The organism is Enterobacter cloacae complex sp. 2024EL-00227, assembly GCF_043945315.1.
Lineage (GTDB): Bacteria > Pseudomonadota > Gammaproteobacteria > Enterobacterales > Enterobacteriaceae > Enterobacter > Enterobacter roggenkampii.
This window is the reverse complement of sequence record NZ_JBIMQP010000004.1, coordinates 76708-90673: the sequence shown is the minus strand read 5'-3', so window position 1 is coordinate 90673 and position 13966 is coordinate 76708. Positions and strand designations below refer to the sequence as shown.

The 13966-nt window shown below is 63.0% G+C and carries 2 protein-coding genes and 1 pseudogene; all 3 read right to left on the bottom strand.

Going from position 1 to position 13966, the window contains the following annotated elements; translation table 11 throughout:
* Position 1: 1 nt before the first annotated feature.
* The 3 genes and pseudogenes from ACHH0Z_RS08980 to ACHH0Z_RS08970 all read right to left on the bottom strand — a co-directional run bounded on the left by ACHH0Z_RS08980 (position 2) and on the right by ACHH0Z_RS08970 (position 13742).
* A pseudogene (locus tag ACHH0Z_RS08980) lies at positions 2–2200 on the bottom strand (type I secretion system permease/ATPase).
* The gene (locus tag ACHH0Z_RS08975) at positions 2197–3600 is read right to left on the bottom strand and encodes a TolC family outer membrane protein (RefSeq protein ID WP_031275130.1); all 1404 of its coding nucleotides are present in this window, start codon (positions 3598–3600) and stop codon (positions 2197–2199) included. Before ACHH0Z_RS08975 ends, ACHH0Z_RS08980 begins: the two are co-directional and overlap by 4 nt.
* 80 nt (positions 3601–3680) lie before the next feature.
* Positions 3681–13742 (bottom strand): BapA/Bap/LapF family large adhesin, encoded by a 10062-nt coding sequence (locus ACHH0Z_RS08970; protein ID WP_045408765.1) that lies wholly within the window; start codon positions 13740–13742, stop codon positions 3681–3683.
* Between the last annotated feature and the right edge of the window lie 224 nt (positions 13743–13966).

Genomic DNA, 13966 nt, shown 5'->3' with positions numbered 1-13966 from the left:
GTCACGCTGACTGATTTTCATTTTTCCACTCCCGTCCGGTTGCTGCCTGCTGCTGTTGCTGCTGCATGCGGCTGTTGCTCAGCGCCTGGGCTTTTGGCGCGTCCATCACCAGCATCCCATCTTTCAACACGACCACGCGCTCCACCAGCTCCAGCACCGGTACGCGATGGGTGGCGACGATCAGGGTGCGGTGCCCGAGCCAGTCGCCCAGACGCTGGATGAATTCCCGCTCGGTGTGCTCGTCCAGCGAGGCGGTGGGTTCATCCATCAGCACGATATTCGGATCGCGCAGCAGCATTCGCGCCAGCAGAATCGACTGGCGCTGCCCGCCGGAGAGCCCCACGCCGTTTTCCATGATCGGGTAGTCCAGCCCCTTGGGCAGCTTCTGCACGAAGCCCGCCGCGCCGGTCAGCTCCAGCGCCTCGAAGATCTCTTCGTCGGTGGCGCGCGGCATGCCGAGGGTGATGTTCTCGCGCAGGGTGCCGTAAAACAGCCGCGCGTTCTGGGTCATAAAGCCGACGTTGCGCCGCACGTCCGCCACGTCGAGATGCGGCAGGCTGAAGCCGTCGAGCCGCAGCTCGCCCGCCGCCAGATCCATCCCGCCCGCCATCGCCTGCAGCAGGGTCGATTTGCCCGCGCCGTTGCGCCCGAGGATCGCCACTTTCTCACCCGGCCCGATCTCGAGGCGGTTAATGCGCAGCGCCATGCGCGGATCGTCCGGCTGATAGCGGAACTGCGCCTGCTCGAAGAGGTAGTGGCCGCGCAGCACGTCCTGGCGGATCGGCGTCTCCTCGCGCTGGTTTTCGGTGGGAAGCTGCATGATGCTGTCCAGCCCCTCTTTTGCCGCTTTGACCTGCTGCCAGCGGGCCAGCACGCCGCACAGTGTCGCCATCGGGGCGATCATGCGGGAGGCCAGCATCGATGCAGCGACCACCGAGCCGGTGGTCAGGGTACCGTCGATCACCATCGGCGCGCCGACCACAATCACGGCGGCGTAAACCAGGCTCTGAATGGTCATCCCTCAGCTGATCAGGTTCTGCGTCAACTCGCGGGTGCGCAGGCCGGATTCGGCGGTGATCTGGATATAGCTGTTCCACTGCTGCAAAAAGCGGTTTTCCGCCTGCATCAGCTTGATGTCTTCCAGCCCCTGCACGCTCTCCACCAGCACCGCGTTGCGCAGGGTCGATTCATGGGCCGACTGCTTTGCCAGCTCCGCCAGCTTCTTCTGCAGCAGCAGGCCGGGCAGGACCATGATCACCGCCGCGACCGGAGCGATCCACGCCAGCTGCGGGGCGATGATCGCCAGCACCACCACGAACAGGAGAAAGAAGGGCAGGTCGACAATCGTCGAGATGGTGGACGAGGTGACCATCTCGCGGATCTGCTCCAGCTCGCGCAGCTGTGAGATAAAGCTCCCGGTGGAGCGGGGAATCGCGCTGTTGCGCAGCCGCAGCGCGTGGCCGAAGACGCGATCCGAGACGCGCATATCCGAGCGCTTGCCGAGCAGATCCATAATGTGGCCGCGCGCCACGCGCAGCACGAAGCCAAACAGGGTGGCGATCAGCACCCCGATGGTCAGGACGTACAGCGTCGGGTAGGACTGGGCGGGGATCACCCGGTCATACACCTGCATGGAAAAGACGATCCCGGAAAGCGACAGCACGTTGATAAACAGCGCGGCGAGCATCACCCAGCTGTAGGGGCGGAGATCGCGCATCACCAGCCGGTAGAGCCAGTCCGGGCGATATTTTGAGATATAAGCATCCACGCGGCTGTCCTTCAGCGCGGCAAGGGGACGCAGGGCAATGACGTGGCGGATAGCGGGCAGCATGGCCGTCATCGACAGCCGGTTGGTGTAGGTCTGGTCGTCGAAGAAGCTGACTTCCAGCGTGTCGTCGCCGTCGAAGTGCTCGATCGCCCCGACCCGGCCGTCATTCAGCGCCACCACCACCGGCAGACGCCAGCTGTTGATTGACTGCTGGTCAGCGGTGAGCAGCTGAAACGACAGCCCCGCTTCACGGGCGAGCTGGGTGAGGGCGGGCACCATCGGTTTGCCTTTCAGCCACGGTGCGCCTGCGATCAGCGCGCCGGGCGAGCAGGCAACGCGGTAGCGGGTGGCGATAAAGCCAAAGGCCTGCGCCCACTGCGCCAGGGCCGCATCCGTCATGTTTTCACCTTGCGGGATATCACGCTGCTTCATGGCTGGATCTCCACGGTCTGGATGGTGCGGTTATCAAGGTCGAACGCATGACGCAATTGCCCGGTGTTATACAGGCAGTTGAGCTGCAGCTGGTGCAGCTGACCAACGGTCTGCTGCTGGGTGAAGCGCGCCTGATAAACCTCCTGTTCGGCGTTGAGCACGTCGAGCAGGGGGCGCGAGCCGAGGTCCAGATACTGCTGCTGGTACAGTTCGCGGGTGCGGGCGCTGAGCGCCTCCTGGCGACCCTGAATTTGCAGCGTGCTTTGCAGGCTCATCACCTGGCTGCGGGCTTCCAGCAGTTTCTGGCGAACGTCAAGGCGCGTGCGCTGAATGGTGGACTGTGCCGCTTCCACCGCGTGTCCGGCGGCGTTACGCCGGGCGGTGAGGCCGCCGCCCTGGTAGAGCGGCATCTGCACTTTCACCCAGGCGGAATACTGGGTGCGATCCCGCGTGTCGCTGCCCGCGTAGCGATCGTTCATGTAGTGGCGCACCTCCGGCTCCAGCGAGACGGTGGGCGTCATCTGCGCGTCGGCGTAGTCGAGGTTAGCCTGGGCGACGTTAGCCTGCGCCCAGGCGGCGAGTACCGCGGGAACCAGTCGGTCGTCCGGCTCGGCGACATCGCAGCTGCGGGCCAGCTTTTGCGGAAAATCATTGCTGATCGCGTTCAGGCTGTTCCAGCCGAGAAAGCTCATCAGCGTCGCGCGGGCGCTGTCCAGGCTGGCCTGGTATTGCATCAGCTGGGCGCGCGCGCCTTCGATACGGGCATCGGTCTGTACCACGTCAGAGAGCGACGTAGCCCCCTCGTCGTTACGCTGGCGGGTCAGCGTGCCAATGGAGGAAAGAGCCTCAAGCTGCTCTTTGGCGGTGTCGACCATCTGCTGCCAGGTTTGCACCTGTACCATGGCGACGGCGGTATCGTGGGCGATGGTGTCGATACTCACCAGCACGTTAGCCTGCTGCTGGGCCACGCCGGCGCTTTCGGCGCGCACCTGGCTGGCCACCTTGCCGAAGTCGTAGAGCATTTGTGAGAGGGAAAGCACCAGCGACGGCGTAAAGCCGTTCTGGTCGCCGTCGTGGGAATACCCGTTGTCCACGCCGGCATTAATCTGCGGATAGTATTTTGATTTTGCGACGTCCACCTCTTCGCTCTGCTGGTAGAGTTTGCCCACGGCTTCGCTGATGGCCGGATGCCAGGTGACGGCACGGTTGACGGCCTCGCCAAGCTGTAATGAGCCGGGCGCGGCGTTGCCAGCCACCGGGGCCACGCGACCGTTGAGCGAGGGGAGTTCCTGCGTTTCGCGAAGCTGTCCGGTATTGATGGTTGCCGCCGGATTTGCGCAGAAAGCGGGCACAGATATCAGGCAGCACGAGAGCCACCAGTAAGGCATCTTCATTCCCATGTCATGTCCCTAATAAAAAAGTACAGCTTTATTATTAATGCCCGGGCGCTGTGCGCCCGGGTCATCTGTTGCAGGTGCTATCAGGTAATGATGTGTTGCTGGTTAACAAGCTCGTCGTACGTGGTCTGAACGTTATCAAGCGTAACGAGTGCAGTATTAGTGTAGGTGGACCCTGCACCATCACGGTCGATGGAGATCACAGTGTTGCTACCGCTTTGTGTGACATGGATATAATTCCCCAACGAGGCGGTATTACCGTCCCAGCCCACCAGCAGATCGCCAATGTCGATCTTGTCTCCCTGCGCCAGCGAGAACCCGGTCCAGTGATCGCCTCCGGCGCTGCTGACGTTACCCGCCGTGGCATTCCCCACCGTACTGTTCAGCACCTGGTAAATCAGCGTATCGCCGTAGGCCGTACCGGTGATGGCGTCGTTATGTTCCGAGCTGATGAACTGCGGCGCCATATTGATGGTCAGCGTAGCGGTATCCGTTCTTCCGGCAGAGTCGGTCAGGGTGTAGTTGAAGGTCTCCTTCGAGGTCATGGTTGAGAGCGATACCCCGCTGTTCAGGGTATAGGTGTAGTGTCCGTCAGCGCCGATCGCCAGCGTGCCGTAGTGGCCGACAATGTTCACCGTTGCGCTGCCGGTATACGGATCCAGCGTGGTGGTCACGCCGTTGTAGCCGGTCACGCTCAGACGGGTATCCACCGAGTGGAGCTGATCCAGCACGCCGCCAGAGTCGGTGCCGTCAAAGATATTGCCGTTGACGGTGTGGCTGCCGGTGACGTCGAAATTACTCAGCGAGTAGGTGGTGCCGTTTACGCTTGGCGTGATGGTGATGGTCCCAACGCTGAGCCCCGGTACGCTACCGGTAAAGCTCAGCGTATAGGTCCCGGCGTTGAGATCCAGCCCGGTCAGCGGGACGTCGATACTGCCGCCCAGCAGCGAGGCGCCGCTGAAGGAGCCGCTGCGGATCGCGCCGTTGGCATCGCTAATCGTCCAGTTCACCGTCAGCCCGCCCAGCGCCAGCAGCGAGGCCACGCTAAAGTGCAGCGACGCGTTGTGCAGCGCGGTGTTCGGGTCGACCACAAAGGTTCCGCTGCCGCTGCCCTGGGTTGACGAGAGCAGGGCCGTGGTCCAGCTGGCGACGCCCACGGTGGTATCCGAGTAGACCGACGTGTGGTGCACCGAGGTAAGGTCCATCGTGGCGCTGACATCGTTGACCGCATTCATTGCCTGCGCGGTTGGGGTGATGTTGAGCGATGCCGTATCCTTCGAGCCGTCAGGCGCGGTAACGGTGTAGACGAACGTATCCGGCGTGCTGATATGGTCCGCGCCTACGCCGTTCCTCAGGGTATAGGTGTACTGACCGGACGCATTGATGGTCAGCGTGCCGTATTCCCCCTGAATGGTGGTGGTGCCGCTGCTGTTGACCGTCACGCCGTTCACTTCGGTAACCAGCGTGCCCGCCGGAACCGGGTCATTCGCCAGCACGTCGCCGGTGGTCGTTTCGCTAATACTCGCCACGCTGTAGACATGGTCCTGCAGGACGCTCAGCGTGTAGGCCGTCAGGGCGGTGATCCCGGACGCGGTATTCAGCAGGAACAGGTACTCCCCGGCAGGCAGGTTCAGCGTAAGCTGCGGTGACGTGCCCCCCAGCAGCGGCGCGCGCAGCCAGCCCGACTCGACGCGAACCTGCTCGAAGGTCTGGGTCGCATTGTTGAACTTATAGACGTACAGATCGAACACCGATGCCAGCGCCACGCCCCCCACGGAGGCCTGGATGGTCATGGTACGGGTCGTCCCTTCCTCCACGTTGTAAATAATCGGGTTGGTCAGGTCGTCCAGCAGGTTAAGCCCCAGCGTGCTGCCGAGATTAATGCCCACCAGGGTAAAACCGTTCTGAGACGAGGCGCCGTTATTCACCTCACTCACGGTGGTGTCAAAGGTCAGCGAGGCCGTGTCGTCTACTGCCACAATGCCGTTGATGACCGTACCGGCACCCAGAGACAGCACCAGGTTTGCCGACGCGCTGACGCCGTTATGGGTGATGGTGTAGGTGAAGCTCTCCGTCCGGCCAACGACCGCGGCGCTGGTGTCGGTCAGGTTGTAGGTATAGCTGCCGTCGCGGTTGATGGTCAGCGTACCGTATTTGCCCTGGATCACCGTGCCGTCGGCGTTCACGCTGGTGGTCACGCCCTGCGCGTTAGTGACCGTGGAGATAGTGGTGCCGGCCGGCGCGTTGTCGCTGCCGGCGGTCGGGTCCGTATCGAGGATCACGTTGCCGTTGAGGCTGGTATCGCCCGTGACCGTACCCGGACCGGTCTCTTTCACCGCCACGTCGAGGCTGGTGTAGGAACCGGTCGCCAGCAGGTTGGTGTTATAGCTGAGCACGCGGTAGTTGCCGTCGGCCAGCCCGGTAAGGTTCAGCGAGACGCCGGTGGCGCCGAGGGTCAGGAGATCGGCAAACTGCGGCTGGCCGGTATCCACCACGGTTGTCCAGACACCGTTGACGTAGTGCTGCACCACCAGCTCAAGGGTATTGAGCAGAGAGAGCACCGCCCCCGTGGCGTTGGCGTTTACCACGATGTCCGCGCTGCCGCCGTTGCCCACCGTGAAGTTCACCTGCGCGGTGTCATTACCGATCAGCGTCAGGACGTTGCCCACGGCGCCGACCAGCAGGAAGCCGTAGTCGCTGTACTGGCTGTTGGTCACGGTCGCCGTGGTGCTGAGGTTCAGCTCCTCAACGTTATTGCTGGCGGAGAGCGGCACCACCGGCGCAAGGGCAGAGCCCGGCAGGGAGGTGTTGCCTGCGACGTCGGTCGCGGTGATCTGCAGCGTCTGGCCTTCGATCTGTTTGTTAATGAAGGTGTAGCTGTAGGTGCCGTTGCTGCCCGCAATGGCGGTCACCGTTGAACCGTCCGCAAGGCGGATAGTGACGGTGCTGCCCGCCTCCGCGCTCCCGGTCAGGATGCTACCGTCGGCGTTGAAGGTTCCGGTCGGCGCCGTTGGCGCGGTCGTATCGACGATAATCGTCGTCACGGCTGACGCCACGCTGGTGTTGCCCGCCGCATCGGTGGCCGTCGCGGTAAAGTTATGCGTGCCCTGCGTCAACGTGGTGGTGGTTTGTGGCAGGGTCCAGTTGCCGCTGCCATCGGCGGTGACCGTGCCCACCAGCGTGATGCCGTCGTAGATCCGAACCGTGGCATTCGCTTCGGCAGTCCCGTTCAGCGTTGGACGGGTGTCGTTAGTCGGGTTCGTACCGGTCACGGGCCCGGTGACGCTGCCGACATCATCAATGACCGAACTGATGACCGGCGCGGCTGGCGGGAGGGTATCGACGTTAATGACATATCCGGCGGTGGGGGCGCTGGCGTTGCCCACCGCATCGGTGGCGGTGAAGGTCAACGTGTGCGCGCCGTTGCTCAGCGCCGGAGATGGCGTAAAGCTCCACGCGCCGCCGGTCGCCGTCACGCTGCCGATCTGTACGCCGTTATCAAAGATTTTCACCGTGGCTCCCGCTTCCGCCGTACCGCTGAGGGTCGGCTGCGCGTCGTTGGTGAACCCACCGTTGGCAACCGGCGTCGCCGCATTGCCCACGTCATCCAGAATGCTGGTCAGCACCGGCAGCGCAGGCGGCGTGGTGTCGACGGTGAGGCTGAAGCTGGTGGACGACACGCTGGTATTGCCTGCCGCATCCGTGGCCTGCGCGGTAAAGCTGTGCGCGCCCGCGGTCAGCGGAGGGGTGAGCACGATGCTCCAGCTGCCGCTGCCGTCCGCGGTGCCCGTGCCGACCAGAGTGGTGCCCTCATAGATCTTCACGGTGGCAAACGGTTCGCTGGTTCCAACAAGCCGAGGTACGGTGTCGTCGGTTGTCTGCCCGGACGTGAGCGGGCCGGTGATGCTGCCCACGTCGTCTATCGCCTGGCTGATAACCGGCGCGTTCGGTGCCGCGGTATCAACAATCAGGGTAAAGCCCGGCGAGGTCGGGCTGACGTTGCCCGCTGCATCGGTGACCGTGGCGGTCCAGGTATGGCTGCCGCTTGTGAGCGGCGCTGATGGCGTAAAGCTCCATGCGCCGGTGCCGTCCGCCTGCACGGTGCCGACCGGCTGTCCGTTTTCATACACGGTAACCGTGGCGTTGGCGGTCGCGGTGCCGTTCAGCGTCGGCGTGGTGTCGTCGGTGCTCTGCCCGGAAGAGAGCGGGGTTTGAATACTGCCCACGTTGTCACCCGCGGTCGAGATGACCGGCGCTAACGGCACGCCCGTATCGACCGTCAGGTTAAACGGTGCCGTTGTGGCGCCGGTGTTGCCTGCCGCATCGGTCGCGTTAAAGGTGATGGCGTGTGGACCTTCGGCCAGATCGCTGCCCGGGGTGAAGCTCCAGTTGCCCTGGGCATTGACCACCGCCGTGCCAATTTCGTTGCCATCAACGAGCACGTGCACGGTAGAACCCACTTCGCCCGTACCGCTGAAGGTCGGACGCGCGTCGTTGGTGCTGTTACCCGACGTGAGCGTCCCGGTGACCGAACCGATATCGTCAACCACGCTGGTGACTACCGGTACACCAGGGGCTGCGGTATCCACGGTAAAGGTGAAGACCGATGAGTTGGCCGAGGCGTTGCCTGCAGTATCCGTTGCATACGCGCGCAGGGCGTAGCTGCCGTCGCCCAGCGGCGCGGTCGGCGTAAAGGACCAGTTCCCGCTTCCGTCAACGGTCGTTGTACCAATCTGCGTGCCGTTATTCATGATGTGGATAGTGCTGCCCGCCAGCCCGGTGCCGCTGATGGTTGGGGTGCTGTCGTTGGTCACCTGGCCGCTGGTGAGGTTACCCTGGACGCCGCCAGGGACGTCGTCGCTCACATTATCCAGCGTCGGAACCGTCGGTGCAGTCAGGTCAATCACCACGCTCCAGGGCGCGGAGACCGCGCTGAGGTTACCCTGCGGGTCGGTCGCCCGGACGGTAAAGCTGTGCGAGCCTTCGCCGAGGGCGGTATCAGGGGTAAACGTCCATGCGCCGGTACTGTCAGCCGTCACTACGGCAATCTGGGTGCCGCCGTCGAAAATAGTCACCACGCTGTTTGCGTCCGCTGTCCCTGTAAGGGTTGGCGTGGCGTCGTTGGTGAGCTCGCCGCTGACCACCGTGGTGGCGGCATTGCCCACATTATCCGTGACGTTGGTGATGACCGGCGTGGCGGAAACGGAATCCACCACGACGGTGAAGCCCGCCGAAGGACCGCTCTGGTTCCCCGCCGGATCGGTCTCGCGGATGGTCAGGACGTGATTGCCCTCTGCCAGGACAGGCGTGGTGTAGCTCCAGGTGCCGGTATTGCCGATTACCACACTGTCCAGCAGCACGCCGTTGTTGTAGATGGAGATGGTATCGCCCACCGCGCCGGTGCCGGTGAGGGTCGGCTGGTTGTCGTTGGTGGTCTGGCCGCTGGTCAGCGGGCCGGTGCCCGGGCCGACGTCGTCAATCACGGCGCCGATGGTCGGCGTGCCCGGCGCGGTAAGGTCAACGGTGACGCTGGCCGCCGGAGAGCGGCCGCTGGTCTGGCCGTTAAGGGTCGCAGTCACCTCAAAGGTGTGCAGCCCCTCGCCAAGCGCGGCCGGCGTATAGCTCCAGTTGCCACTGCCGTCGGCCGTGACCGTCGAGACGGGCGTCACGCCACCGTCCAGGTAGATAGCGATCTGGCTTCCCGCCTGAGCCGTACCGGTGAGGGTTGGGGTGGTGTCGTTGGTCGTTTTGCCTTTCACGTCGCCAATGATTGGGTCGACGTCATCGTTGATGGCCACGATCACGGGTACGTCAGGAAGATTCGGAAGCGTACCGGTGACGTTATAAGTTGCATCAACGCTGGTACGTCCGGAAGCATCGGTCGCGGTCACGGTCAGGGTCGCGCCATCCTGCGGGGCCGGGCTGACCGCAATGGAGAAACTGCCGCCGGTCGCCACCCCGGTACCAATGACGTTACCGCCACTATCCTTAACGGTGATGAGTGCGCCTGCTTCGGCGGTACCGGTCAGCGGTGTACCTTCTGGAGCAAGGCTAAGATTGCCCGGTGCGGTTGGGTCCTGGGTATCCACCGTCACGCTCAGTGACGCTGAACCGTTTGACGGATTGCCTGCCTGATCGACTGACGAGACAGTAAAGGTATGTGAACCATCCAGGAGCGTTGTGCCTGCGGTCCAGCTCCAGCTGCCGTCCGGCTGGATCGTGATCGGCACACCTGACGCAGTACCGTCGACGGAGACGATAACGGTGGTGCCGGGCTCGCCGGTCCCGGTTAGGGTCGGCGTGCCGTCGCGGGTGTAGAGCACGTTGTTGGTGAGCTGGCTGTCTGAGACGGCATTAATTTGCGGTATCCCGGGCGCAACGGTATCGAGCGTGACGGTAAAGACCGAACTCGGCGCGCTGAGGTTGCCCGCTGTGTCCACGCCCGCCACGGTAATGTTCAGCGGACCGTCCGTTTGCGCTGGAAGCGTCAGGCTCCATTCTCCGTTCACCACCACGACACGGCCCAGCTCGACGCCGTTGTTGTAGACGATCACCGTCTCACCGTTAACGCCGGTTCCGCCCACTGTCGGCGTGGTATCGGTGATAAAGCCACCATCAGGCGCGCCGCCCACTGCACTAATCACCGGTGTATCCGGCGCCAGGGTATCCACGATGATCGTAATCGCTGACGACGGGTCAGAGACGTTGCCCGCTTCATCCGTGGCGGTGGCGGTATAGGCGTGGCTGCCCTCGGCAATGTCGCTGCCGGGACGCCAGCTCCAGTTGCCGTTGCTGTCTACCGTGACGGTGCCCACAACGGTCGGTGTACCGTTAACGGTGTCAGTGATGTTGATAACGTCGTTTGGCGTACCGGTGCCGCTCAGCACCGGGCGCGGATCGTTGGTGGTGCCGCCATTGGGGACGGGGCCGGTGATCTGGGTGACGCTGTCGGTGACGATCGGTGCCGCAGGCGTAGCCGGCGCCTCGGTATCAATGGTAATAGTGACCGGCTGCGACGGGGCGCTTTCGTTGCCCGTGCCGTCCATGTTGGTGACGGTCAGAGTGATGTCATAGGTTCCGTTAGGTAGCGGGGTGGCTGGTGTCCATGTCCAGTTACCGTTACCGTCCACGAGCACATCATCAAGTTTGACGCCGCCGTTGTAGATCGTCACGGTATCACCTGGATTGCCGGTACCGCTCAGGGTTGGCGTGGTGTCGCGGGTGGTTTCGCCCGGATTCAGCGGCGTTGTTGTGCCGTCAGGATTGACGGTAATGGCCGGGATATCCGGCGTGGCAGGCGCAACGGTATCCACCGTCAGTTCAAATGGCGTTGAGATGGTGGTATTGCCCGCGGCGTCCGTGGCGTGCACCGTCAGGGAATGCGGACCGTCGGTGAGCGGGGTCACGGGCGTGAAGCTCCAGCCGCCGCTGCCGTTGAGGATGGCGGTGCCAAGCAGAGTCGTGCCGTCATAGACGGTGATCACCGTGTCTGCAGGGGCAGTGCCCTGCAGCAGGGGGCGAGTGTCATCCGTGGTATCGCCGCTGTTGAGCGAACCCAATACGCCGCCGACGTCGTCGGTCACGGTGACGATGGTGGCCGCCGCTGGCGCAGTGATATCAACGTTCAGGGTAAAGTCGTCTGACGGCTGGCTGGTGTTACCCGCCGCGTCGGTGGCGACAACGCTAAAGGTATGAGGACCTTCGTCAAGCGGCGTGGGAAGGGTATAGGTCCAGGTGCCGCTGCCGTCGATCGGGATCGTAATAAGATCGGCACCATCCAGGCGAATGGTAACGGTTGAGCCCGGTTCAGCCGTGCCGTTGAGCGTTGGCGTGGTGTCGTTGGTGCTGTCGCCAGAATTGAGGGCGCCGAGGCGCTCCGGCACATCATCCAGCACCTGGGTAATGACCGGCGCCCCAGGCGCGACGCTGTCAACCGTCAGGGTCCAGGTGTTGGAGACGGGGCCGGGGTTGCCTGCCGCATCGGTCGCGACGGCGGTCAGAGCGTGGGGGCCTTCACCGATTGGGGAGGAAGGTGTAAAGCTCCATACGCCGAGGCCATTGGCGACGGTTGTACCAATTTCAACACCGTCCACGCGCAGGCTGATCGTCGCGTTTGCTTCAGCGGTACCGCTGAGCGTCGGGGTGGCGTCGTTGGTGGTCCCGTTCAAGTCGATCGCGCCGGTCTGCCCTGGAATATCGTTTACAACCTGTAAAATCACCGGGGCGGTTGGCGCTGTACCGTCAACGTTAATTGTCCACGCATTTGATATCCCGCTCGGGTTACCGGCGGGATCCGTCGCCTTCGCGGTCAGCACCCAGGTGCCGTCGGTCAGCGGTGTGGGCGGCGTAAAGCTCCACTGGCCGGAGGAGGGAACAACCACCGTACCGAGGGCATCGCTGCCGTTATAAATCGTGATGGTCGAGCCTGCCTCGCCTGTGCCGTTCAGGGTCGGTGCCCGGTCGTTGGTCAGCCCATTCTGGGCCACGGGACCGGTGGTGGCCTGCACGTCATCAATCACCGACAGGATGACCGGGGTCTGCGGCGGGGTAATGTCCGGTGCCGCCGCGGAGGTGGTTGGACTGGTGTTGCCCGCCGTGTCGGTGGCGTCAGCGGTAAGGATTTCGCCGTTGATCCTCGGCGGGCTCAGCGTCAGGCTGAAGTTCCCCTGGCTATCAACAACCACTGTGCCAAGAGTGAAATCGCCTTCACGGATGGTCACCGTGCTGCCTGCTTCTCCGATGCCGCTGATGGTGCCGCCATCATTCGACACCACGAGGTTTCCTGGGGCTGACGGCGGCGTGGTGTCCACGGTAAAGATGATAGGCTCAGAGGCCGTACTCTGGTTTCCGGCGGCATCGGTTTCAGTGACGGTGATCGAGTGCGTTCCGTCCGGGAGCGGGCCCCCTGGGGTAACGCTCCAGGTACCGTTAGGCAGCACCGTCGTTGTACCAATCGCCACGCCGTTATCGTAAATGGTGATGGTTCCACCGGGTTCGCCCGTTCCCGCCAGGATCGGCTGCGAGGCATCGGTAGGCAAGCCCGACGTGATTGTTCCTCGGATAAGGCCCGTATCGTCGAGCAGCACAATCGCGGTGGGCGCTGTCGGAGGGGTAAGATCGACGGTGAGGGTGAATACCGGTGAGGCTGGCCCGGTGTTGCCGGCGGCGTCGGTTGCCCGTACGGTAATCTGGTGGGTGCTTTCATTCAGGTCGACGGACGGGGTGAATGTCCATGTGCCATTGCTGGCGACGACCGCGGAGCCAATGGCTATTCCGCCGTCATAAATCGTCACGGTGGAGCCCGCTTCAGCGGTGCCGGAGAGCTGCGGCCGCCGATCGTTGGTGCTGCCGCCGTTGATCACCGTCCCCGTCTGAGGGGCGATATCGTCGATTACGCTGCCAATCGTTGGTGCATCGGGTGCGGTGAGATCCGGTGCGGTGACGCTTGAACCCTGGCTGATATTCCCGGCGTTATCCGTTGCGGTGGCGGTTACCTGCTCGCCGTTGGTCAACGGTGTCCCGAGGGAGACGCTAAAGTTGCCGTCGCTGCCCGTTTTTCCTGTGCCAATGACGTTGCCGTTCGCGTCTTTCAGCGTGATGGTACTGCCGGGTTCGGCGGAACCGGTGACGGTTTTACCGTCTGAGGAGAACTTAAGGCCGGAAGGTGCATTTGGTGCAGTCGTATCCGGATCGGCCGAATTGTTACTGCTGCCACCACCGCCGCCACCGCCGCTACTTGCCGCGGCCGCGATGCCCCCTGCAGCGGCAATACCACCCAGGGCCCATGGCCAGATGGCGGCGCCACCAGCGTCACTTCCTGACGCCGCAAGCAGCACGTCCGTGGACGCGATAGATTCGTACGTGGCGGCCCCGGTCGGATCTTCAATCCACCATAACGCGCCGTTGCTGTCCTGCAGAACCAGCTGACTCACGCCCTGCGCGTCCGCCACATAGAAGTTTTTAAGGGTGATCACCTCGCCGGAGTGCAATGTCACCAGCAGGTCGTTACCGCTTCGCGCGAAGTGGGAGACGCTCGCTCGCTCGACGTGAAGCTCAACGACAGAGGAATGGTTCAGCGTAACCTGTGTGCCTTCCAGGGTCGTTTCTACGCCAGTAAGTTTTGAAATAACAGAGATTTGGCTCATTTTGTTATTACTCCAGCAGAAGTGTCATGAACGGCGAGCAAGACGAGCCATCTCTGCTGAAGGTAAAGGGCGCCCCCGGCGCAGTTGCTGTTATAAAACAGCGCTCACCGTAGATTTCAGCGCGCACGATGCCCGCCATGCGTCAGAGTGGCAACATCAGAGCGAATCTAATGACTTATGAAAAAAACGTTTAATGGGTGTTTTGTATTTTATAAAACCCTGTA